The following is a 23,076-nucleotide window of genomic DNA, read 5'->3' as shown; positions in this document are numbered from 1 at the left end:
CTCAGGCCTTGATCCCCATCAGACTCAGCAATTGCCCGTTCTTCACAGCAAATTGTCCGTGCAGTTCACTGCCATGACGCCACTCGGGCGACAGGTCAATCAACAAGCGCAATCGCACGTGCCCATCGTGCGCCCACTCCAGCACCTCAGCGTGTTCGAAGTAAAAACGCTGCCCGACGATCGGGTACAGCGCTTTGAACAGGCTTTCCTTCATGGAAAAGGTCAGGGTCACCAGCAGCGCCCGATCATCTCGCGAGACAGTGGCCAGGCGCAGCAGCTCGGGTGGCGTGAGGATTTCACCGGCCAGGCGCTCGGCGCGCTCAGGGTCGAGCAGGTTTTCCAGATCCATGCCCAGCCCTTGCCAGTGCTGTTTTTGCGCGACAATCGCCGCCGCCCGGCCTGTGCTGTGGGTGATCGAGCCGCTGACATGTGCCGGCCACACGGGCGCGCGATCTTCGCCGATGGGCGGCACGCAGGCTTGGCCGTCAAGGCGCAGCAAGGCCGCCCGGGCGCAGATTCTCCCGGCGAGGAACTCCGCCTGCCGCTTGGCCACCGAGCGCTGGATGCTCGCCGGCGGCTTGATGGCGCTGTTGGGGAAATCGTCAGCGACGAGCAACAGTGGATCGAAGCGAGTGCTGACCAGCACCGTATCGGGCAAGGCGTCGGGCAGCAGCCAGTGTTCATCCAGAGGCGAACAGCAGGCGGGCAGGGCGGGGAGTCGGTTCATGCCGGGCATTTTGCCGGGTTGGCTTGAGGCTGGGTAGTGGAAAGAGCAGTACGCGAAGATGCTTCTGTGGCGAGGGAGCTTGCTCCCGCTCGACTGCGCAGCAGTCGCCGGTAATCTTGGGACCGCTTTGCGGCCCAGCGGGAGCAAGCTCCCTCGCCACAGGTATTTGTTTCAGCTTGAAGGAATCGGTATCAGCCAAAGATCTTTTTGAAGAACTTCTGCATATCCGCCCACGATTTCTCATCGGCTGCCTTGTTGTAGCCGATGTCCGGCCCGCCATGTTCGCCATGGCTCAGGCGGTCGGCGTCCGGGTTGCTGAAGCCGTGCTTGGCGCCGTCGAGGCTGACGAATTTATAGTCGGCGCCAGCCTTGTCCATTTCGCTCTTGAACGCGGTCACGTTGTCGCCGGTGACCATGCTGTCCAGCGCGCCGTGTTCCACCAGGATCTTTGCCTTGACGCTGCCTGGAGTCGCCGGGGTATTGGTGACCAGGGCACCGTGGAAACTCACGACGCCAGCCAGCGGCAGGCCCTGGCGCGCTGCGTCCAGCACGACCTTGCCGCCGAAGCAGTAACCGATGGCGGCGATTTTGTCCGGGTCGGTCTGGGGTTGCTTCTTCAACAGATCGAGCCCGGCCTGGAAGCGCGCACTGGCCGCCTTGCCGTCCTTGAGCGCCGCCTGCATGAAAGCCATGGCGTCCTTGGGATGCTCGGTGTTCTTGCCGTCTCCGTACATGTCGATGGCCAGGGCGCTGTAGCCAAGCCCGGCGAGGTCGCGGGCGCGGCGCTTGGCGTAATCGTTCAGCCCCCACCATTCATGCACCACCACCACGCCGGGGCGCGGGCCTTTGACCGCGTCGTCATAGGCGTAATAACCGATCAGCTTCGTGCCGTCGGCACTGGTGTAGGGGATCTCCTGGGTCTGGATGGCGGCGTGGCTTGCGCCGCTCAAGGCCAGAAGTACAACAGCAAACAACCTGCGCATGATTGAATCTCCTTGAAAAGTTGTTCGGACAGACTAGCCGATTCATTCAGCCCAGGTTCAGAGAACGTTCAAGAGGGGTTCAGGGACCGTTGGATAACGTGGCTGCGACTTCACACAACCACGGCTTCAAAAGGAACCTGATCATGACTCATATGAAAAAACTGCTGTTGGCCTTCACCGTGCTGGGCGCCAGCGCCCTGGCTCACGCCGACGATAACTTTGCCAGCCTGACGCTCGGCCAGACCAGCGACAAGGTCAAGAAGTCCAATGCCTTGAACAGCGCGCTGAACAACCCGAACGCCGACGGCATCATCGCCAAGGACAGCACCTATGGCCTGCGCCTGGGCCGGCAAAACGACCAGGGTCGCTACTACGCCACCTACGATAACGTCTCGGGCAGCCACAACGGCATCAAGTTGCGCCAGGAAAACCTGCTGGGCAGTTACGACCTGTTCTATCCGGTCACCAGCAGCACTAAACTGTTCGGTGGTGGCACGGCGGGCCTGACCAAGCTGACCCAGGATTCCCCAGGCTTTAGCCGCGACACCGACATCGGCTACGCCGTTGGCCTGCAAGGGGGCGTGTTGCAACAGATTTCGCAAAACACCTCGGTGGAACTCGGGTACCGTTACTTGCGCAGCAATGCGAGCACCGAGATGAGCCCGCACGGCGGTGACAAAGTCGGTTCGCTGGACTTGACCAGCAGCGCCCAGACCTACCTGTCCGCCAACTACACGTTCTAGGCAACCTGGGGATGAGCATGTCCAGCCGGATCGGCCCGAGGCGATCCGGCGCCTTTTGTTTGAAATCGGCTTTTTGATTGGCCTGGGAGCGGTTCATGAAACTATTGGTTGTCGAAGACGAAGCGTTGTTGCGTCATCACTTGCAAACCCGTCTCACCGACAGCGGCCATGTGGTGCAGGCCGTGGCCAATGCCGAAGAAGCCTTGTACCAGGTGCGCGAGTTCAATCATGACCTGGCGGTGATCGACCTGGGCCTGCCGGGCATCAGTGGCCTGGAACTGATCCGCCGATTACGCTCACAGGACAAGACTTTCCCGATCCTGATCCTGACCGCCCGCGGCAATTGGCAGGACAAAGTCGAAGGCCTGGCCGCCGGGGCCGATGATTACGTGGTCAAGCCGTTTCAATTCGAAGAGTTGGAAGCGCGGCTCAATGCCCTGCTGCGTCGCTCCAGCGGCTTCACCCAGTCGACCATCATCGCCGGTCCGCTGTTGCTGGACCTCAACCGCAAGCAGGCGTCCCTGGGCGACGAGCCGTTGGCCTTGACGGCCTATGAGTACCGCATCCTTGAATACCTGATGCGCCATCACCAGCAAGTCGTCGCCAAGGACCGCCTGATGGAGCAACTCTACCCGGACGACGATGAGCGCGACCCGAATGTCATCGAAGTATTGGTAGGACGCCTGCGTCGCAAACTCGAAGCGCCGGCCGGCTTTAAACCGATCGATACCGTGCGTGGCCTGGGTTATTTGTTCAACGAGCGCTGCCAGTGATTCGTTCGCTGCGGCTGCGGCTGATGCTGGCCGCCATGACCCTGGCGGTGCTGTTCATGCTGGCGCTGCTGCCGGCGATGCAAGGCGCGTTCAGCCTGGCCTTGCAGGAGTCGATCGAACAACGCCTGGCCTCGGATGTGACCACGCTGATTTCCGCCGCCCGGGTGGAAAACAATCGTTTGAAGATGCCCGCGCAGTTGCCCGACGAGCGATTCAACCTTGCCGATGCTCGCCTGCTGGGCTACATCTATGATCGCGAGGGGCGGTTGGTCTGGCGTTCGAAGGCGACCCGGGAAGAACACATCAATTACACCCCGCGCTATGACGGACAGGGCAACCAGTTCGCGCGTATCCGCGAGGACAACGGCCAGGAATTCTTCGTCTACGACGTCGAGGTCAAGTTGCTGGGCGGCCAGAGCGCCGCGTTCAGTATCGTCACCCTGCAGCCGGTGCATGATTATGAGCTGACCCTGCAAGGCCTGCGGGAAAACCTCTACCTGGGGTTCGGCGCCGCGCTGGCGGTGTTGTTGGCACTTTTGTGGATCGGCCTGACCTGGGGCTTGCGAGCCCTGCGGCGCCTGAGCCAGGAATTGGATGAAATCGAAGCCGGCACCCGCGAAAGCCTCAGCACCGCGCACCCTCGGGAGCTGTTGCGGTTGACCGGCTCCCTCAATCGCCTGCTGTACAGCGAGCGCGAGCAGCGCAGCCGTTATCGCGATTCCCTCGATGATCTGGCCCACAGCCTGAAAACTCCGCTGGCGGTATTGCAAAGCGTCAGTGAGGACATGGCCCGGCGCCCCGAGGACCGTGGCCAGGCCTGGGTGCTGCAAACCCAGATCGAACGCATGAGCCAACAGATCGGCTATCAGTTGCAGCGTGCCAGCCTGCGCAAAAGCGGCCTGGTGCGCCATCAGGTGCGCTTGCGCCCCGTCCTGCAAAGCCTGTGCGACACACTCGACAAGGTGTACCGCGACAAGCGCGTGCAGGTCGTATTCGACCTGCCGGAGCACTGCCAGGTGCCGATCGAACAGGGCGCGCTGCTGGAAATGCTCGGCAACCTGTTGGAAAACGCCTATCGGCTGTGCCTGGGGGAAGTGCGGGTCAGCGTGCACCAGACCCTCGGCGGTACGGAGTTGAGCATTGAAGACGATGGTCCGGGCGTGCCGCCAGACCAGCGTGCGCGGATCCTTGAGCGTGGCGAAAGGCTGGATCGCCAGCATCCGGGACAGGGAATTGGCCTGGCGGTAGTCAAGGACATCATTGAAAGCTATGGGGCGAAATTGGCCCTAGGGGATTCGGAGCTGGGCGGGGCGGCGTTTCGGATTCATTTTTCGATGGTTTGAAACCAAAATCAGTTTTCCTGCTCCCGATAAGCCCCCGGCGTCACCCCCGTCCACTTCTTGAACGCCCGGTGAAACGCCGATGGCTCGGAGAACCCGAGCTGTTCGGCGATCTGCTGCAATGACAGATCGGCCCTTCCCAAATGGTAGATGGCGATATCCCGCCGCAGCTGATCCTTGAGCTCCTGGAAACTCGTGCCTTCCTCGCGAAGGTGCCGGCGCAACGTCTGGGCGCTGATGTGCAAATGCGCGGCGACGTTGTCCAGGTCCGGCCAGCGCGCCGTGTCACGGCTGAGCAGGCGGCGCAACTGGCTGGTCAGGCTGCGGCCATCGTCCGGTCGTGATAGCAGGTCAGCGGGGGAGCGTTCGAGAAAACGCTTGAGGGTTCGCTCGTCCTGCAGCAGCGGCATCTCCAGATAGCGGCCATGAAACAACAGGCTGTTGCGTTGCGCCTCGAACAGCAGCGGGCAGGGGAACAGCAGGTCGTATTCTGCGCCGTGGGGCGGCTTGGCATAGCTGAACGTCGCTTGTTCCAGGCCGATCCGCTGGCCGATCAGCCAACTGCCGAGGCGATGCCAGATGACCAGCAGGCTTTCGGCCAGGAAATTCTCGGGGTCACGCAGCGTCGACTCATCCAGGCTCAACCGTACCCGGTCTCCTTCAGCCTCCAGCGTCAGGCGCGGTGCGTCGGCAAACAGGCTGTAGAACAACAAACCGCGTTGCAGGGCCTTGCCCAGCGTCCGACAGTGGATCAACGTGTGACACATCATGGCAAACGTCCCGGGTTTACTCGTCACCCGGCCGAATCCCAGATATTCATCCTCCAGCGCCGACCACAGCGCCCGCAACAGGCGGGCGAATTGCTCTGGCGCGATGCGCGCACGCGGTTCGTCGAGCAGCTCGGGGCTGATGCCCAGCTGTTGCAGCAGGGGAAGGCAGTCGAACCCTTGCCGGCGCGCGCCACCGAGGGCTGCACGGGCGAAGTGACTGGCGATGGTGCGTTGGCGCATGGGCACTGATCCGTCCGTTAAGCGAGGCGATGTTAGCAGGGACTTCAGGCTCGACAAGGCGGATATCCGCCAAATCATGGAGTGGTAAGCGGTAGGTTGGCGGATATCCGCCACGTTTAGCCTTGTGTTTAATCCTTCAGAAATACACAAATACCGCCTGCGATGGCGCTTGTAGGGCGTTTCGCAAAAATGGCACGCGCCTTGCGATGCAGTTTGCAGGTCTGCAGCGTGCAGCCGACAAAAAACAAATCCCTCCAGTGCAGGAGGGTTCGCAATTGAGGTGTCGTGGACAACAGGCGGATGTTGTCACACGGGACTCTTGAGGAAGGTTTTGCCATGACGACTCGTCAGCCCCTGTACAAATCCCTGTATTTCCAGGTAATCGTAGCCATTGCCATCGGCATTTTGCTCGGCCACTTCTACCCGCAGACCGGCGTTGCCCTCAAGCCCTTCGGTGACGGGTTCATCAAATTGATCAAGATGGTCATCGCCCCGATCATCTTCTGTACCGTCGTCAGTGGCATCGGCGGCATGCAGAACATGAAATCGGTGGGCAAGACCGGCGGCTACGCGCTGCTGTATTTCGAGATCGTCTCCACCATCGCCCTGCTGATCGGCCTGGTCGTGGTCAACGTCGTGCAACCGGGCGCCGGCATGCACATCGACGTATCGACCCTGGACACCAGCAAGATCGCCGGTTTCATCTCGGCCGGTAAAGATCAAAGCATCATTGCCTTCATCCTCAACGTGATCCCGAACACCATCGTCGGCGCGTTCGCCAACGGCGACATCCTGCAAGTGCTGATGTTCTCGGTGCTCTTCGGTTTCGCCCTGCATCGCCTGGGTGCCTACGGCAAGCCGGTGCTGGACTTCATCGACCGCTTCGCCCACGTCATGTTCATCATTATCAACATGATCATGAAGCTGGCGCCAATCGGTGCGTTCGGTGCCATGGCCTTCACCATCGGCGCCTACGGTGTCGGTTCGCTGGTGCAACTGGGCCAGTTGATGATCTGCTTCTACATCACCTGCGTGGTGTTCGTGCTGGTGGTGCTGGGCGCCATCTGCCGCGCCCACGGCTTCAGCGTGATCAAGCTGATCCGCTACATCCGTGAAGAACTGCTGATCGTGCTGGGCACTTCCTCGTCGGAATCGGCCCTGCCGCGCATGCTGATCAAGATGGAGCGCCTGGGTGCCAAGAAGTCTGTAGTAGGCCTGGTCATCCCGACTGGCTACTCGTTCAACCTCGACGGTACTTCGATCTACTTGACCATGGCTGCGGTGTTCATCGCCCAGGCCACCGACACCCCGATGGACATCACGCACCAGATCACCCTGTTGTTGGTGCTGCTGCTGTCGTCCAAAGGCGCTGCCGGCGTCACCGGTAGCGGCTTCATCGTGCTGGCAGCCACCCTGTCGGCCGTAGGCCACCTGCCGGTCGCCGGCCTCGCGCTGATCCTGGGTATCGACCGCTTCATGTCCGAAGCCCGCGCCCTGACCAACCTGGTGGGTAACGCCGTTGCGACGATCGTGGTTGCCAAGTGGGTCAAGGAGCTGGACGAAGACCAGTTGCAGACCGAGCTGACTTCCGGTGGTCGCGGTATTTCCGACGTTCGTGAAGACGACGAGCAGATCGCGCAAGCGCAGATTGTAGCGGCTGAATCCTCTGCCCCAGGCACTGTAAGGTAATCTTAAGGCTGCAATGAAAAACCCGCTTCGGCGGGTTTTTTATTGCGCCGCATTTTCCAGGTGAGCTGCTTTTGTGGCGAGGGAGCTTGCTCCCGCTGGGTTGCGCAGCAGCCCCAGGATATATCTGCCACCGCATGGCTTCAGGTCATACGTAGGGGACTGCTGCGCAGTCCAGCGGGAGCAAGCTCCCTCGCCACAACAGCCCTCGCACTGAGCAGATTTGTCAGCCCGAACGACACCCTTGGTAATTGCCCCAGCGCCAGTCCCTGCCTAGTCTTGAATGCATCATTCAAGCGGAGGTCGTCCATGCAAGGCCCACTGGCATCGCTCAAGGTTCTGGATTTCTCGACCCTGCTGCCGGGCCCGTTCGCCTCGCTGCTGCTGGCGGACATGGGCGCCGAGGTGCTGCGCATCGAATCACCGGATCGTCCGGATCTGCTGCGGGCCTTGCCGCCGCACGACCAAGGCATCTCGGCCAGCCATGCCTACCTCAATCGCAACAAGCGCAGCCTGGCCTTGGACCTCAAGCAGCCGGCGGCGCTGGAGATCATCAAACGGTTGCTGGGTGACCACGATATCCTGCTGGAACAGTTCCGCCCCGGGGTGATGGAGCGGCTGGGCCTGGGGTACGAAGCTCTGAAGGTGATCAACCCCCGGCTGATCTACGTGTCGATCACCGGCTATGGCCAGACCGGGCCCTACAAGGATCGCGCCGGCCATGACATCAACTATCTGGCCCTGGCCGGTTTGGCGAGCCAGACCGGTCGTGTCGACAGCGGCCCGTTGCCGCTGGGCATCCAAGCGGCGGACATCGCCGGTGGTTCGTTGCATGGCGTGATCGGGTTGTTGGCGGCGGTGATCGCTCGCCAGCACACTGGGCTGGGCCAGCACCTGGACGTGAGCATGACCGACTGTGTCTTCAGCCTGCACGCCATGGCCGGTGCAGGTTATCTGGCCTGCGGTGTGGAGCCGGGCTGGGAGCGCCAGATGCTCAACGGCGGCAGTTTCTATGACTATTACCGCACCCGCGATGGTCGCTGGATGTCGGTGGGCAGCCTTGAGCCGTCCTTCATGCAGGCGCTGTGCGACGTCTTGGGACGGCCGGAGCTGGCGGCCTTGGGACTGGCGCCTGAACCTGGGCAGCAGCAGACCCTCAAGCAGCAACTTCAAGCCGAGTTCGAGAAGCATGACTTCGCTGACATTTGCGCGTTATTCGCCCGGGTCGATGCGTGCGTCGAGCCGGTGCTGAGCCTGGAAGAAGCACTTGAGCATCCACAATTGCAAGCCAGGGAGTTGGTGACCACAGTGCCTCGCAGCGACGGTTCGAGCCAGGCGCAGCTGGCCTGTCCGTTGAAGTTTTCCCAAGGGCTGCCCGAGCCCCGGCACGTTGGTGCGATGCTGGGCGAGCATACCGACCAGGTACTGGAAGAATTGGGGTTCAGTGACGAACGGATTGCCCAACTGCGCGGCGACAGGGTCGTTGGGTAGTGTCATCAGGGCCCTATCGCTAGCCGGCGCATAACCAACTCCAGCTATTCGACCCGCGTTTCTCCACTGAACACCAAGGTATTGCGGCAACTGCGGCATAAATATCGTCGCCCCTGGCGCACCAGGCTGTGGCGCTGGGCTGTGAACGAAAAGTCGCTGCCGTCGCAAGGGCATTTGTAGATGTAGCGGGTGGCGGTGCGGCGCTTGATCTCATAGGTGTGGCAGCGGTTGGGCGGCAGTTCGTAGACCCCGCGCATGATCAATTGCCATTCTTCGCCGTGGGCCTGGATGCGGTCGCCGAACAATTGGTGGGCGATCAGGTGCGCGACTTCATGGGCGACCGTCTGTTTGAGGAAGTCCTCGGCGTTTTCCCGGTACAACTGTGGATTGAAGCGCAGCAGGTTTTCATGCAGGTGTGCGACACCGGCCTTCTGGCCGCGCAATTTGAGGCTGACGACCGGGCGTTTGAAAGGACGTTTGAAAAAGGATTCGGCTTGTTGGTAACACTCTTCGACGCGGGTATTGAGTTGCTCGAGCATGCTTTACGGGTCTCCAGAAAGCCGAGTATGCCGCAAGCGCCGGCCGTTGCGAATCGCCCAGGCGCCCAATGGTCGTTTCGGCAGTTCCAGGCGCAGGAAGGCCGCCTTGCGGCGGCCTGTGTTGGCAGGTTCTTTTTTGTTGGAGAGCTTCAAATCTTCAGTTGGTATAGACCGGACCAACGCCCAGCCCCCAGACAATCACCGTGAACGCCATGATGGCTACCAGCACGACCAGGCCGACGGCGAGCACCGAGCTGGAAAACAGGAAGCCTTCATCCTGGGGAATGTTCATGAACGTCGGCAAGCCCACGTACAACAGGTAGACCGTGTAGCAGATCGCCGCGGTGCCGACGATCATCCCCAGCCACATATGCGGATAGAGTGCCGCCAGGCCGCCGATGAACAGCGGGGTCGCAGTGTAGGTAGCGAACGCGACGCAACGAGCCAGGCTCGGGTTGGCGTCATAGGTGCGGGCCATCCAATGGATGAAGGCGCCCATCACTGCCACGCCGCCCAACATGGCCAAGTACGACATGACGGTCATCCACAGCGCGCTTTCCTGGGTAAGCATGACCGGTGGACGATTGCCGATGACCCATCCCACCTGCGTGGTGCCGATGAACGCGGATATGGCGGGGATCGCCGCCAGGATCAGCGTGTGGGTGAGGTACATGTGGCTGATGCTTTCCTCCTGATCGCCACGGATTTCCTTCCATTCTTGATCAGGGTGGGTAAAGAGCCCCACGACATGATGGATCATAGTCAGTCACTCCTTTGTTGTTGCCATCGCCCCCCAACGGAGCGCCTACGGGCCAAATGGCCGGGTAAGTGAAGGTCTGTAAGTGTGTGCGACCTTATGTCGCAGTATAGAAAGGAGTCGCCGCGAGGGGGATGGGCGGCTTAGAGCAAATCGCGCTGTAGGGGAGGCTGCTGATAGCTAAAAGCTGCAAGCCATAAGCTGCAAGATAAAGCACCTCGCCTGGCTTGCCGCTTGTGGCTTGTAGCTTGCAGCTGCTTGAAAAGCTAAAATGCCGGCCTTTCGTCACACCTCACGGATTTCGCGTCATGGGCACTCTTACGGTCAATCAGAACAAACTGCAAAAGCGCCTGCGCCGCCTGGCCGGTGAGGCGGTCGCCGATTTCAACATGATCGAGGATGGCGACAAGGTCATGGTCTGCCTGTCCGGCGGCAAGGACAGCTACACTTTGCTCGACGTGCTGATGCATTTGCAGAAGGTTGCCCCGATCAAGTTCGACATCGTTGCCGTGAACATGGACCAGAAGCAGCCCGGTTTTCCCGAGCATGTGCTGCCGGCCTACCTCGAGTCTCTCGGCGTTGAATACCACATCGTCGAGAAAGACACCTATTCGGTGGTCAAGGAGCTGATTCCCGAGGGCAAGACCACTTGTTCGCTGTGTTCGCGCCTGCGCCGTGGCACGCTCTACACCTTTGCCGACCAGATCGGCGCGACCAAGATGGCCCTGGGGCATCACCGCGACGACATCGTCGAGACCTTCTTCCTGAACATGTTCTACAACGGCTCGCTAAAGGCCATGCCGCCCAAGCTGCGCGCCGATGACGGACGCAACGTGGTCATTCGCCCGCTGGCTTATTGCAACGAGAAAGACATCCAGGCCTATTCGGATTTCAAGCAATTCCCGATCATTCCCTGCAACCTGTGCGGCTCCCAGGAAAACCTGCAGCGCCAAGTGGTCAAGGAGATGCTCCAGGAATGGGAACGCAAGACCCCGGGCCGTACCGAGAGCATCTTCCGCGGTTTGCAGAACGTCATTCCGTCGCAACTGGCGGACCGCAACCTGTTCGACTTCACCAACCTGCGTATCGACGAAAGCGCCACGCCGCGGTTCGTCAATGTGGTGAACCTCTGACGGTCCCAACGGCTTTTATTCACGGCGCTCGCGAGCGCCGTTTTCATTTTTAAACCAGGAGAGGGCATGCGCGATTACAAGTGGCTGCACGAGTATTGTCTGAACCGCTTCGGTTCAGCGGCTGAACTGGAAGCCCACCTGCCGATTCCCAAGACCCCGGCGCAACTGCGCAAAATCAGCGACGACCGCTACCTCTCGACCATGGCGCTGCGGGTGTTTCGTGCCGGGCTCAAGCACAGCCCGGTGGACGCTAAATGGCCGGCATTCGAAGAGGTGTTTTTCAAGTTTGACCCGGAAAAAGTCGTGTTGATGAGCGCCGAGCACCTGGAACGGCTGATGCAGGACGCGCGAATCATTCGCCACCTGGGCAAGCTCAAGAGCGTGCCGCGCAATGCGCAGCTCGTATTGGATGTGGCCCATGAAAAAGGCAGTTTCGGCGCGTTGATCGCCGACTGGCCAGTGACCGACATTGTCGGCCTGTGGACCTACCTGAAAAAACACGGCCATCAACTCGGCGGTCTGTCGGCGCCGCGTTTCCTGCGAATGATGGGCAAGGACACCTTCGTGCCGAGCTATGACGTGGTGGCGGCGCTCAACGCCCAGGAAATCGTCGATAAAGTCCCGACCAGCCTGCGGGACCTGGCGACGGTGCAGAACGCGTTCAACCAGTGGCATGAAGAAAGCGGCGGGCGGCCGATGAGCCAGATCTCCATGATGCTGGCTTACACCGTCAACCATTGACCTGCGTTGCGAGGGCGTTGTTTCAGGCAGCCGAAGGCTCACCCTCGCCAGCCAGCCGCCGGTTCAACTGGAACCGCCATCGCACATACAGCAAGGCCGAGCAGAACAGCGCCACACTCGCGGCCATTTCCAGCATGCCGAACAGCTGCCGGTTCGGGTCGTAGGCCGCCAGCGCGCCCTTGATGAAATACAGGTTCACCACGAAGCACATCCACGAATGCCCGCGCGCGCTGCCGCTGAGCATGCCCGGCGCCAGGATCAACAGCGGCACCAGCTCGATCGACAGGATCACCCAGGGACGCGCGCCATGCAGATCGGCGATCAGCAGGTAATACGCGCTGAGCAGCCCCACCAGGCCGAAAAAGCACAACAGGCTCAGGTTGCGAGCGATGCGTACACGCGGCTCCAGCCATTGGATCGGCGGCAGGATCTTCGGCTTCTTAGCCACGGCCGTTCTCCAGCAACAGAGCGGTTTTTGCCAGGCGCAAGCCCAAGGCACGGCACAGGGCGACTTCATGTTCGTTCAGGCCGCTCTTGCCGTCGGCGCCAGCATGGTGGCTCGGGCCGTAGGGCGTACCGCCACCTTGGGTGTCGATCAGGGCCGATTCGCTGTAGGGCAGGCCGGTAATCAACATGCCGTGATGCAGCAAGGGCAGCATCATCGACAGCAAGGTGGTTTCCTGGCCGCCATGCAGGCTCGCGGTGGAGGTGAACACGCCGGCCGGCTTGCCCACCAGCGCGCCGGTCAACCAGAGGTTGCTGGTGCCGTCGAGGAAGTATTTGAGCGGTGCGGCCATGTTGCCGAAGCGGGTCGGGCTGCCGAGGGCCAGGCCGGCGCAATTTTTCAGGTCATCAAGGCTGGCGTAGAGCGGACCTTGCTCCGGGATGTCTGGCGACACGGCCTCGCACTCGGTGGAAATCGCCGGCACGGTGCGCAGCCTGGCTTCCAGGCCGGCCTGCTCGACGCCTCGGGCGATCTGCCGGGCCATTTCGTTGGTGGAGCCACTGCGGCTGTAATACAACACCAGGATGTACGGCGTACTCACGGCAGGATCTCCAGGATCTTTTCCGGTGGGCGGCCGATCGCGGCCTTGTCGCCGGCCTCAAGGATCGGTCGCTCCATGAGTTTCGGGTGGTCGGCGATCGCTGCGATCAACTGCGCCTGGCTCAGGCCTTGGGCTGCCAGGTTCAAGGTCTTGTACTCATCTTCGCCAGTGCGCAGCAATTGCCGCGCCTGGATGCCGAGCTTGCCCAGCAGGCGTTCAAGTTGCGCGGCATCCAGCGGGGTTTCGAGGTAGCGGACCACCGTTGGTGACAGGCCGCGGGCCTCCAACAGTTCCAGCGCGCCGCGGGATTTTGAGCAACGCGGGTTGTGATAAAGCGTCAGATCAGTCATGGGCGGGTCGCATCTTGCGTAAGGTGGCGGCTATTCTACTGTGCTGCGAAGTCCCTAGCACCTCAGACAAGGATCGACACATGGCAAGGCGATTGGTGGCGGCACTGACTTTCATCGGTATTTTGATGCTCGCCGGCTGCGGAAACGATTACGGAGTGGACCAGAACGGCCAGCCGATTGCCTCGCAGCGGTTGGACAAACACTGGGTGGTACTCAATTACTGGGCCGAATGGTGCGCGCCATGCCGTACGGAAATCCCCGAGTTCAATGCTTTGGCCGACCAGCTCAAGGAGCGAAACGTCGGCGTGTTCGGGGTCAATTTCGACCAGGTGCAGGGCGAGGAGCTCAAGAGCGCCAGCGAGAAGATGGGCATTCGTTTCACCGTCATGGCCCAGGACCCGGCTGAGTTCTTCGATATCCCGCGCAGTGAAGGGCTGCCCGTCACTTACATCATCGATACCGAAGGCAAGGTCCGCGAACAACTGCTGGGGGAGCAGACGGCGGCGGGGGTGATGGCCAAGCTCGAGGCATTGCAGGCGCTCAAGTGATCCCCCAACTGACATAGGGCGTTTGGTTATATAGGTTCTTTGTGACAGGGAGCTTTTGTGGCGAGGGAGCTTGCTCCCGCTGGGCCGCGAAGCGGCCCCAGATGTACCTGTCACTTTGATGTGTCAGACAGAATGGAGGGGGCCGCTGCGCAGCCCAGCGGGAGCAAGCTCCCTCGCCACAGGGTCAACCATGTCCCTGGTCCAAACTGGGGTTGTCTGGAGGCTCAGGCCTCAGCCTTCCTCCAACCACCAACGCAGCGGCTTGCCCTGGGCTGGCCAGAAGCGCGTCTGTTCGATCGGCGAGATGTCCCACCGCTCGACCTTCTCCAGTGCCTGAAAAAAGCGCGTTTCCTGCTCCATCAGCGCCGGGGCGCAGAGTTTGCGGGTGCTGCCGATCTTGCCGAAACTCAGTCGGTCGCCTTCCAGGGTGTACGGCGCGAACCAATGGTTGCAGCCCGCGTTGCCATAGGCGCGACCGTCATCGCCGAGGGTGATGGTCAGGTGGCTGTAATCCATCAACGGCCGTTCACCGATCCATTCAAGGATGTAGCTGCGGTTCTGTTGCAGTTGCACCGGCTCGGCGGCGCAACCCATCAGGCCGGCGCCGATCAGCGCGGCCAGGACCAGGCGTTTCATCAGGCGGCTTCCTGACATTGAGGGCACACGTGCTTTTCACCGACAGTCGTCCAGCCCAACTCGGCGATGCGCGCGGTGGCGGCCGGTTTCTGGGCCTTGCTGCCAAGCTTGGCATCGACGGCGAATTCGAAGCTCAGCGCCTTGGCGCAGCGGTCGCAATTGACCTGCCAGGTGTGTATCGCCAGTTCGCCGAACACCGGGCCGGTGGTCATGGCGGTCCATTGCCCCATCGGCTTGAGCAGGTGCCTAACGGTGTCCACGGTCAGTCGCATGGACAGGTCCTTGCTGCCCTTGAGGGTCACGAGCAACACATCGTTGGCCTGGATCGAACCGCCGTTGCCGGTGACTTGGTAACGGCCCGGCGCCAGGGCGCGGACCTCGGTCAAGGTGTGCTGTGGGTTCATCAGGGTGTAGCGGAAATCGTGTTCGGCCATGGGTCCTCCAAATAGGCGCGACATGCTAGCACGGGGCAGGGTTGCCCATGGCCCGCAGGCGACGAACTTCCGCTGCCAGGATGGCGAAGGCGTTCAGCCTTCCACGAGATTGCGTGGCGCACCCTCGGCCCAGGCCGCGATATTGTCCAATGTGGTAGCGGCGATCGCTGCCAAGGCTTCCCGGGTCAAAAACGCCTGGTGCGCCGTGACCATCACGTTGGGAAAGGTCAGCAGCCGCGCCAATACGTCGTCCTGCAAGGGCAGGTCGGAACGGTCTTCGAAGAACAGCTGGGCCTCTTCCTCGTAGACGTCGAGGCCCAAGTAGCCCAGTTGGCCGCTTTTCAACGCGTCGATCAGCGCCGGCGTGTCCACCAGACCGCCGCGCCCGGTGTTGATCAGCATGGCGCCGCGCTGCATCGAGCTCAGGGAATCAGCGTTGATAAGGTGCCGGCTCTGTTCGTTGAGTGGGCAGTGCAGGCTGATGATCTGCGCTTGGGCCAACAAATCGGCCAAGGGCAAATAGCGGGCACCCAAGGCCTCGACCCGTGGATTGGGGTAAGGGTCGTATGCCAGCAATTGGCAGCCGAAGCCGGCCATGATCCGGGCGAAGGTCGCGCCGATCTGGCCGGTGCCGATCACGCCGACGGTCTTGCCCACCAGGTCGAACCCCGTCAGCCCGTGAAGGCTGAAATTGCCGTCCCGGGTGCGGTTGTAGGCGCGGTGCAGGCACCGGTTGAGCGCCATGATCAACGCCACGGCATGTTCGGCGACGGCGTGGGGCGAATAGGCCGGCACCCGGACGATGCTCAACCCCAGGCGTTTGGCCGCGGGCAGGTCGACATGGTTGTAGCCGGCCGAGCGCAGGGCGATCAGCCGCGTGCCGCCCTCGGCCAACCGTTCCAGTACCGGGGCGCTCAGGTCGTCGTTGATGAACGCGCAGACCACCTCGTGCCGTTCGGCCAGGGCCACGGTGTCCAGGTTCAGCCGCGCCGGCTGGAACTGCAATTCAAGGCCAGCCGGTAAAGGGGCCTTGCTAAAACTGTCGCGGTCGTAGCTCTGGCTGCTGAAAAGAATGGCGCGCACGACGGCCTCCTGGCATTGGGATGAGCCCAGCCTAGCAGCCCTCGCGCCGATGACCATTGCGCTGGGTCAGGCGCTGATGCGTGCCTCGTTGGCCAGGCGATTGATGGCGTGTTCCAGCTCTTGCAAGGCGGCTGCGGCTTTCGGGTCCTGCTGCTTGAGCAGGGTTTCGCTGCGCTGGCAGGCCGCGCGCAGTTGCGGCACGCCGCAGTAGCGTGTGGCACCGTGCAGGCGATGGACGCGTTCAATCAGGGCGTTGTGATCGTTGGCCTCGCTGGCCTCGCGAATCGCTTCACGGTCAGCCTCCAAGGAGGCCAACAGCATCGCCAGCATGTCTGCCGCCAGATCGGCCTTGCCAGCGGCCAGGCGCAGGCCTTCCTCATGATCGAGGACCAGCAGCTCACTGCCGCCATGGGCGTCGACGGCCCGATCCGGCGCCTGGTTACGCAACGCCAGGCCAGTCCATTTGAGCACCACTTGGGCCAGTTGGCGCTCGCTGATGGGTTTGGTCAGGTAGTCATCCATGCCGCTTTGCAGCAACGCGCGCTTCTCGTTGGCCATGGCATGGGCGGTGAGGGCGACGATGGGCAGCGGCGTGCAATGGCGTTCGCTTTCCCACTGGCGGATCGTCTCGGTGCTCTGGCGACCGTCCATGCCGGGCATCTGCACGTCCATCAAGACAAGGTCGAAGGTTTCCTTCTGCACAGCCTGGACCGCCGAGTAACCGCTTTCCACCGCCAGCACCCGGGCGCCCATGTCTTCGAGCAGCGTCTGCACCAGCAGCAGGTTGGCCGGGTTGTCGTCTACGCACAACACTTTCGGCGCGCGGCTGGCCACCGGTTCGTTGGGCTCGTTGCGTTGCGGGCGCGGGTTGACCAGGTCGGACAGCGCTCGGCGCAGCTTGCGGGTGCAGGCCGGCTTGGCTTGCAGCTGGCTATGAGGATTGGGTACCGAGAGGTGGTACAGCGTCTGTTCCGTGGTCGGGCACAGCACGAGCACTTTGCAGCCCAAATGTTCCAGGTCCCAGATGTGCTGGTTCAGACGTTCCGGTGGCATGTCGTTGCTGGTGATGCCGAGCACGGCCAAGTCGATCGCCTGATCGGTCTGGTGGGCGACCGTGACGCCGTTGGCCAGGTTCTCCAGCGTGTTGAATGGCGTGACTTGCAGTCCGCAATCCTCGAGCTGATGTTGCAAGGCCTGGCGGGCCAGCTCGTGATTTTCCACAACGGCCACGCGTCGGCCCAGCAACGGTGGACCGGGCAAGTCTTCGACGTCGTCACGAGCCTTGGGCAGACGCAGGCTGATCCAGAATTCGGAACCTTCGCCCGGTGTGCTGTCGACACCGATTTCCCCGCCCATCTGTTCCACCAGCCGCTTGGAAATCACCAGGCCCAGCCCGGTGCCGCCGGGTTGCCGGGACAAGGAATTGTCAGCCTGGCTGAAGGCCTGGAACAGCGCTCGCACGTCCTGGTTGGAGAGGCCGATGCCGGTGTCCTGGATGCTGATGCGTAGCTGAACGCTGTCTTCGTGTTCGTCCTCGAGCATGGCCCGGGCGACGATGGTGCCTTCTCGGGTGAACTTGATGGCGTTGCTCACCAGGTTGGTGAGGATCTGCTTGAGACGCAGCGGGTCGCCCACCAGTGACAGCGGCGTGTCCCGGTAGACCAGGCTCACCAGCTCCAATTGCTTGGCGTGGGCGGCGGGGGCGAGGATGGTCAGGGTGTCCTGCAACAGGTCCCGCAGGTTGAACGGAATGCTGTCGAGCACCAGCTTGCCGGCCTCGATCTTCGAAAAATCGAGGATTTCGTTGATGATGCCCAGCAGGCTGTCGGCGGATTTTTCAATGGTGCCCAGGTAGTCGAGCTGGCGCGGGGTCAGTTCGCTTTTTTGCAATAAATGCGTGAAGCCGAGGATGCCGTTGAGCGGCGTGCGGATTTCATGGCTCATGTTCGCCAGGAATTCGGATTTGATCCGGCTCGCTTCCAGCGCTTCCTTGCGGGCCAGGTCCAGCTCGATGTTCTGGATCTCGATAGTTTCGAGGTTCTGGCGCACGTCTTCGGTGGCTTGGTCGATGCTGTGCTGCAACTCTTCCTGGGCATTTTGCAAAGTGCCGGCCATGCGGTTGACACCCGAGGCCAATTCATCCAGTTCCTGGCTGCCCAGCGGCGGCAGGCGGGTTTCCAGGTGACCGTCCTTGAGTTGCGCCACGGCTTGCTTGATCTGGCTCAGCGGGCGATTGATCGTGCGACCCATGCGCAAGGCCAACAGCGCGGTGCAGCCCAGGCCAGCGGCGATCAGCAGCAGGCTGGCGAACAGGCTGCGATAACCGCGCAGCAACATGCCGCTGTGGGACAACTCCAACTCGACCCAGCCCAGCAGGCGGTCGGCTTCTTCGGGAATCAATTCACCGGCCAGGTTGCGGTGCTTGCCGAACACCGGCAGCAAGTAGCGGGTGGCATCGTTGCCAGTGCGTTGCAGCAATTGGCTGCTGTTGCCCTCAGGCGCGCGGTTGAGCATGGTCGGGCCGGCATGGGCCATGGGCGTGCGGTCGGGCGCCAGGAAGGTCACGGCGCGTACGTCCGTCTGTTCAAGGGATTGGGTGGCGACGCGCTCCAGCAGTTCGGTGTCCTGGCGGCTCATGGCCGGCGCGACCAGCGGGGCCAGCTGTTCGGCGATCATCTCACCGCGCTGCAGCAACTGGGCGTGCAGGTCCGATTGCTGCATCCAGGTGAAATAACCACCCAGGACCAATGCCATCAGGCTGGTCGGCAACAGCGTCAGCAACAACACACGGCCTTTGATTCCCAGTTTCTTGAGCACGCTTGTCTCCTGCATCCAGCGGTCTTGGTTAGCTTTGCGCGCATCCGGCACGCAATACCTGCGCAGTGTAGCGATTTGCGGGCGGGGGATCTTTGTAAAAATCGTGTCGACCGAGGGCAACAAAGATCGGTGGGTACTTCAGATCTCCTTAAGGCAGGCAGCGACGCAGGATTAATTCACTACTATCGAAAGGGGACCGGGGGAACACATCTTCCTCGCCCGGCCGATAAGGGCGACTGTGTCCGCGTATTTTAAGCGGATGCAATTACCCCTGGCTTCAGGATCACCATGTGCCGATGTAAGTAATCAGCCCCTGATCAAGGTCGTTCGTGGGGGGGGCGCACCCGTTGCCAGCAGATCGATGCCCCGACGAAGCCCAGAGTGCTGATCACTGGAAGTTTAGCTCCGTACAAACCGCAGACGTGGCACGAAGTGTACGCAGCCCCAAAAGCACGATCACCACCATGGCCAGGCCCGCGACAATCGCGACGCCGAACCCTGCCTGCGCGCCATAGACGTCGATGACCAGTCCTGCCAATACGCCACCGAGCGCTACGCCGATGCTGATGCCTGTAGTCATCCACGTAAGTCCTTCGGTGATCCTTGACGGTGGAACAATGATCGACCCGAGATTCATGACGACGACCATCGTTGGCGCAAATGACATACCTGCAACAAATAACATCCCGGAAAGGATGTAGACGTTCGGTGAAAGAATGGGCAACACGGCAGTGACCGCCGTTATCAGTACCCCGATAAAGAACTGCTTTTCAATCGGCAAGGAAATTCTTAAAGCGCCGAACGTCAGACCCGCGATCATTGAACCAAGTGCATAGGCTGCCAGGATGAAACTGGCAGACGCCGGCCAGCCTTGTACGTTGGCGAAGGCCACAACCGCCACGTCGATTGATCCGCCAATCACACCCATTGCCAGGAGCGCTAGCACGATGGTACGAACGCCGGGGATAAGCAGGGTCGAGCTTGCGCTCCTTCCAATGCCCACGATCACCTTCGGCTCTGTCTGCCGCTGCATAAGAAAAGCCGTCACGCCGACAACCAGCAGCAAAACGGCTACAAGAGGCCCGGCTTCCGCGAAAAAGCTGACACTCAAACCAATGGCAAGTGGTGGGCCGATGATAAAGGCGAGTTCAGTTAGAACCGTGTCCAAGGAGAACGCCGTGTGTAACTCTGGCTTGCCACGGAAAAGCTGCGTCCAGCGCGCTCTTATCATGGCGGGCATGCTCGGCATCGTGCCCGCCAATGCCGCAAGAATAAACAGCAGTGTGGCTGGAGCGCTCATGTAGACGGCAATGATCAGCGCGAGCAACATACCAATGCTGAAGGCCGTCACAAAGGGCAGAACCCGACGTTGCCCCCGCTGATCAACAAGTTTCGATACTTGCGGACCGATAAGCGCATTCGCCAAGGTAAAAGTACCGGCGAGCGCGCCCGCCAGCCAATAAAGGCCCGTCTGCTGCACCAACATGGTGATGATGCCGATGCCGATCATTGCCTGTGGTAGCCGGGCAATGGAGCTCGCGATCACTAACCCCATGACGCCTGGGGTGGTGAAAAGTTCGCGGTAGGGATTTGCCATGATTCTTCCTATAATTTGATGCTGATGAAAGCCAGCTGCATGCGATGCAAACTAATAGAGGGTAAATCGGCGCCTGAGTTGAGCAAATATGCAAGTGGGCAGTAACAACCCACTTGCACGTAGATGGGCGAAACGCTCAATCCTCACCTCTTACGAAAGCGCTCGATTCAATGCATCCATTTGCGTCTGGCTTCAGCCCCCTCGATGTCAAAAGCGGCATCAGGTCATCCGTTTGTTTGCATTTTTTCGCGGACACCTTGCGGCAGCCATTTCCTCAGTAACAGGCGTATGTCCCCCAGATCGGAATGGGATGATGCTTTCATCAGGGATGTGTTTGAGGCCCAATCTCTTCTGTTCTAGCTCCCGATATGTCACGGGCCCGCTCACCCACCCCAGTCACCAGCCACACGTCACTAACACTCAGCAACCGTGCCAATTGCTCCACCCGCAGCCGAGGTATCCCCCGCGCGCTCCAGTTCGTCAGGCATTGAGGGCTGATACCGAGCACCTCGGCAAACGCCGAGGGAGAGATGCCGTACTCTTCCAATAGGGTGCGCAGGCGTTGCCCGCAAGTGCGCTGGGCGCAGGGCTGCTGATCTTTTTGTTTTGCGTCGACCATCGTTATCGCTCGATACCTACTAATACGTTTGGCGGTACAACTGTAAAGAACCCGGTGCAAAGCCAGATAGCCTTGGCTGCTTGACCATCAATACAGAAGGAACGAACCCACAAACAGGCAGGAAGAGTGCCTACAGACGGTGCTTACAACAGCTATACATGCACGATTCGAGCGCTCAAATCTGTAGGAAAAGGATTGTGTGGAGTGCAGATTAACTACATGAGCCTGAGCATCACGTGCGCGAGCGTGGATCCGGTGGCAAGTGAACAAGCTCCCCACACAGCAGCGCGCTGCTCTCTTATTCCCATAAGCCATAACCCCCTTACTTTGCGTGATATGGCCTCGCCGGGTTTGCCGGTATGATAGGCGCCCCCGCAGTCCGGATTGCGAATACGCCATGACTCTGCAGTACCCAACCATCGCCGATTGCGTCGGCAACACTCCGCTGGTCAACTGCAATGCGCCGTCGAAGTGGACTGCTGGGTCTAGGGCAACCTCAACACCCTGGCCCAGGCTTTAGAAAGTATCCTGCGCAACGCAATCCGACATTCACCGATCGGCGGCGTCGTTCGCTTGGATGGCCGTCGCGACGGTAGTTTTTGGCATCTGTGGCTGGAAGATGAAGGTGGTGGCGTGGCCGAACAGGAGCTGGAGCGGATCTTTGATCCTTTGATCCGTCTCGATGGTTCCCACCAGAGGAACGGTGGTTTTGGGCTGGGGTTGAGTATCACCCGCTATGCGGTGGCGCGTCAGGGTGGATGACTGTGGGCGCAGAACGGTTGAAAAGGCTTGCGCTTGAACTTGCGTTTATTGGCCAATAAGCCGAGGACCGTTGTGGCGAGCTTGCTCTCGTTGGGGCGCGAAGCGGTCCCCTGCAATCTGCCCGATGTCTGCCGACCCTCATCTTAGGGAAGTTGATGCAATACGTCTTCGAAAAGTGCTTTAAGTGACCGCACTGGCGGTTACCACGGTGTTGTGAAAAGCGATCAAGCGATCCGTAGTCGCTTTCCAATCGGCGAGCCTGTGATAGGCGTTGATAAACCAACTTAAATTTCCACTCAGGTTTCCGAACGCTGAGTTGATTTGCATGAAGTCTCCAAACGTAATGCTGCCAGAGAATAATCGTGGGGCGGCCAATAAGCTGCTTAAAACTAGCGCCAGCTGACTATATGTTTCAGTAAATAATGAGAGTCGCATCTTTAAATTTATTATTTTTCTCATGTTTAGTTGGGTTGCATCCAGTCTAAGTTTGACAGTGTTCTGTCGGTCGTTTTGTATTGGTGGTGTCCGGAAATTCTTATCGTTTTCTTGTAATTTTATAAGGCTATACCGAAGGTCCGCTTCTGATCGTTGTTGGTGGTTGCTCAGTGAGACGAGCTTGAAACCTATTTTTTGACTAATATAAGTTCCCGCCGTGGCGTAGGTTATGGCAGAAAAAAACATGTAGCAAGGTACTGTTATCCCGGTGAGTTTGATCTCGCCGGATATTTCTATGAGTACCACGCTGAATGATATGATGCTGGCTATGGTGAATATTAATCCACACCCTAGATCAATTGTCTCAAATGTAAATTTGTTGATGTCTTCCGCAATGCGCTGATCAGGATTGTCTATCGAGTGGTCAGCCTGGATCGTATTGATTGGGACTAGCGTCCAATGGGCTAGATAATGCTTGGTCAGCCAACGACGCCATCTCAGGGCTAGCAGATCAACTAGATAAGAAATGGATACAGACCGAAGAACAGAAAACGATACAATTCCAAAAAAAATAAATATCAGATTGTAAAACAGCTCGATGTCAGTGTTTTGGATTGCATTGTAAAAGTATCTATACCAGTCGTTGATCGCGAGCGCGGTTGCGACTCCTAATAAAGATAAAATTACTAGGGTGGCGACGCCAGTCCATGCGAATAATTTCTCGTCACTTCCCCAGTAAAGATGCATGATGGTAAGGAGGCTGTTCGAAAAAGTTGGTTTCGTTTGTAAATTTTTGTTTGTCACGGTTATGCGCTCCATGCGGAAT

The 23,076-nt window shown here is 60.1% G+C and carries 22 protein-coding genes and 1 pseudogene; 9 read left to right on the top strand and 14 right to left on the bottom strand.

Annotated features, from left to right (window positions below; translation table 11 throughout):
* Position 1: 1 nt before the first annotated feature.
* Positions 2-727, bottom strand: coding sequence for a 4'-phosphopantetheinyl transferase family protein (locus J3P95_RS18805; protein WP_434558246.1), 726 nt, complete (start codon positions 725-727; stop codon positions 2-4).
* A gap of 191 nt (positions 728-918) precedes the next feature.
* Positions 919-1,710 (bottom strand): dienelactone hydrolase family protein, encoded by a 792-nt coding sequence (locus tag J3P95_RS18800; RefSeq protein WP_434558245.1) that lies wholly within the window; start codon positions 1,708-1,710, stop codon positions 919-921.
* 143 nt (positions 1,711-1,853) lie between these two features.
* Here J3P95_RS18800 and J3P95_RS18795 point away from each other — a divergent pair, with 143 nt between their 5' ends.
* The 3 genes from J3P95_RS18795 (at position 1,854) to J3P95_RS18785 (ending at position 4,569) form a co-directional block, all read left to right on the top strand.
* Complete coding sequence (locus tag J3P95_RS18795) at positions 1,854-2,453, top strand: hypothetical protein (RefSeq protein WP_434580126.1); 600 nt, start codon at positions 1,854-1,856, stop codon at positions 2,451-2,453.
* A gap of 95 nt (positions 2,454-2,548) precedes the next feature.
* Entirely contained in the window at positions 2,549-3,226 is a 678-nt protein-coding gene (locus tag J3P95_RS18790; protein ID WP_434558243.1) for a response regulator, read from the top strand.
* Entirely contained in the window at positions 3,223-4,569 is a 1,347-nt protein-coding gene (locus J3P95_RS18785; RefSeq protein WP_434580127.1) for an ATP-binding protein, read from the top strand. The genes J3P95_RS18790 and J3P95_RS18785 overlap by 4 nt, the downstream gene beginning before the upstream one ends.
* 8 nt (positions 4,570-4,577) lie before the next feature.
* Here the strand turns inward: J3P95_RS18785 and J3P95_RS18780 are convergent, their stop codons facing one another.
* The gene (locus J3P95_RS18780) at positions 4,578-5,576 is read right to left on the bottom strand and encodes an AraC family transcriptional regulator (RefSeq protein ID WP_434580129.1); all 999 of its coding nucleotides are present in this window, start codon (positions 5,574-5,576) and stop codon (positions 4,578-4,580) included.
* 336 nt (positions 5,577-5,912) lie between these two features.
* Here J3P95_RS18780 and J3P95_RS18775 point away from each other — a divergent pair, with 336 nt between their 5' ends.
* Positions 5,913-7,265 (top strand): dicarboxylate/amino acid:cation symporter, encoded by a 1,353-nt coding sequence (locus tag J3P95_RS18775; protein WP_434580130.1) that lies wholly within the window; start codon positions 5,913-5,915, stop codon positions 7,263-7,265.
* Positions 7,266-7,571: 306 nt separating this feature from the next.
* On the top strand, positions 7,572-8,753 hold the full coding sequence (locus tag J3P95_RS18770) for a CaiB/BaiF CoA transferase family protein (RefSeq protein ID WP_434580132.1): 1,182 nt from the start codon (positions 7,572-7,574) through the stop codon (positions 8,751-8,753).
* A gap of 44 nt (positions 8,754-8,797) precedes the next feature.
* Here J3P95_RS18770 and J3P95_RS18765 read toward each other — a convergent pair whose 3' ends face one another.
* Together J3P95_RS18765 and J3P95_RS18760 are read right to left on the bottom strand one after the other, a co-directional pair.
* Complete coding sequence (locus tag J3P95_RS18765; RefSeq protein WP_434580133.1) at positions 8,798-9,292, bottom strand: SprT family zinc-dependent metalloprotease; 495 nt, start codon at positions 9,290-9,292, stop codon at positions 8,798-8,800.
* A 157-nt stretch (positions 9,293-9,449) separates the two neighbouring features.
* Positions 9,450-10,052, bottom strand: coding sequence for a Yip1 family protein (locus J3P95_RS18760; RefSeq protein ID WP_047736546.1), 603 nt, complete (start codon positions 10,050-10,052; stop codon positions 9,450-9,452).
* A 305-nt stretch (positions 10,053-10,357) separates the two neighbouring features.
* On the opposite strand from J3P95_RS18760, the gene ttcA reads away from it, so the two are divergent.
* Together ttcA and J3P95_RS18750 are read left to right on the top strand one after the other, a co-directional pair.
* The gene (gene ttcA, locus J3P95_RS18755) at positions 10,358-11,182 is read left to right on the top strand and encodes a tRNA 2-thiocytidine(32) synthetase TtcA (RefSeq protein ID WP_186614398.1); all 825 of its coding nucleotides are present in this window, start codon (positions 10,358-10,360) and stop codon (positions 11,180-11,182) included.
* A 66-nt stretch (positions 11,183-11,248) separates the two neighbouring features.
* Entirely contained in the window at positions 11,249-11,923 is a 675-nt protein-coding gene (locus J3P95_RS18750) for a DNA-3-methyladenine glycosylase I (protein WP_434625988.1), read from the top strand.
* Positions 11,924-11,945: 22 nt separating this feature from the next.
* Here J3P95_RS18750 and J3P95_RS18745 read toward each other — a convergent pair whose 3' ends face one another.
* Genes J3P95_RS18745 through arsC form a run of 3 tightly spaced genes read right to left on the bottom strand, consistent with a single transcriptional unit; the run spans position 11,946 to position 13,319 of the window.
* Positions 11,946-12,371 (bottom strand): DUF2069 domain-containing protein, encoded by a 426-nt coding sequence (locus tag J3P95_RS18745; RefSeq protein WP_186640573.1) that lies wholly within the window; start codon positions 12,369-12,371, stop codon positions 11,946-11,948.
* Positions 12,364-12,969, bottom strand: a complete 606-nt coding sequence (gene wrbA, locus J3P95_RS18740; protein ID WP_186614404.1) for an NAD(P)H:quinone oxidoreductase — start codon at positions 12,967-12,969, stop codon at positions 12,364-12,366. Before wrbA ends, J3P95_RS18745 begins: the two co-directional genes overlap by 8 nt.
* The gene (gene arsC, locus J3P95_RS18735) at positions 12,966-13,319 is read right to left on the bottom strand and encodes an arsenate reductase (glutaredoxin) (RefSeq protein WP_434580135.1); all 354 of its coding nucleotides are present in this window, start codon (positions 13,317-13,319) and stop codon (positions 12,966-12,968) included. Before arsC ends, wrbA begins: the two co-directional genes overlap by 4 nt.
* Before the next feature lie 80 nt (positions 13,320-13,399).
* On the opposite strand from arsC, the gene J3P95_RS18730 reads away from it, so the two are divergent.
* A complete protein-coding gene (locus J3P95_RS18730; protein WP_434558234.1) occupies positions 13,400-13,867 on the top strand; it encodes a TlpA disulfide reductase family protein in 468 nt (155 codons plus the stop codon).
* 231 nt (positions 13,868-14,098) lie between these two features.
* Here the strand turns inward: J3P95_RS18730 and J3P95_RS18725 are convergent, their stop codons facing one another.
* The 5 genes from J3P95_RS18725 to J3P95_RS18705 all read right to left on the bottom strand — a co-directional run bounded on the left by J3P95_RS18725 (position 14,099) and on the right by J3P95_RS18705 (position 20,434).
* On the bottom strand, positions 14,099-14,503 hold the full coding sequence (locus J3P95_RS18725; RefSeq protein WP_434558233.1) for an META domain-containing protein: 405 nt from the start codon (positions 14,501-14,503) through the stop codon (positions 14,099-14,101).
* Complete coding sequence (locus J3P95_RS18720) at positions 14,503-14,937, bottom strand: hypothetical protein (RefSeq protein WP_434558232.1); 435 nt, start codon at positions 14,935-14,937, stop codon at positions 14,503-14,505. The genes J3P95_RS18725 and J3P95_RS18720 overlap by 1 nt, the downstream gene beginning before the upstream one ends.
* 93 nt (positions 14,938-15,030) lie before the next feature.
* On the bottom strand, positions 15,031-16,020 hold the full coding sequence (locus J3P95_RS18715; RefSeq protein WP_434580136.1) for a 2-hydroxyacid dehydrogenase: 990 nt from the start codon (positions 16,018-16,020) through the stop codon (positions 15,031-15,033).
* 66 nt (positions 16,021-16,086) lie between these two features.
* Positions 16,087-18,837: a response regulator gene (locus tag J3P95_RS18710; RefSeq protein WP_434558230.1), complete on the bottom strand. Its 2,751-nt coding sequence runs from the start codon at positions 18,835-18,837 to the stop codon at positions 16,087-16,089.
* A 388-nt stretch (positions 18,838-19,225) separates the two neighbouring features.
* Entirely contained in the window at positions 19,226-20,434 is a 1,209-nt protein-coding gene (locus J3P95_RS18705; protein WP_434580138.1) for an MFS transporter, read from the bottom strand.
* Between the two features lie 1,069 nt (positions 20,435-21,503).
* On the opposite strand from J3P95_RS18705, the pseudogene J3P95_RS18700 reads away from it, so the two are divergent.
* Positions 21,504-21,815 (top strand): annotated as a pseudogene (locus J3P95_RS18700) (ATP-binding protein); the annotation flags it as partial.
* A gap of 180 nt (positions 21,816-21,995) precedes the next feature.
* Here the strand turns inward: J3P95_RS18700 and J3P95_RS18695 are convergent.
* Entirely contained in the window at positions 21,996-23,054 is a 1,059-nt protein-coding gene (locus J3P95_RS18695; RefSeq protein ID WP_434558228.1) for an SbmA/BacA-like family transporter, read from the bottom strand.
* Positions 23,055-23,076 lie beyond the last annotated feature (22 nt).

This window comes from Pseudomonas sp. Z5-35 (assembly GCF_051131945.1).
Classification (GTDB): domain Bacteria; phylum Pseudomonadota; class Gammaproteobacteria; order Pseudomonadales; family Pseudomonadaceae; genus Aquipseudomonas; species Aquipseudomonas marvdashtae.
Note: the sequence above shows the minus strand (reverse complement) of the source record. Positions and strands in the feature narration are given on the sequence as shown.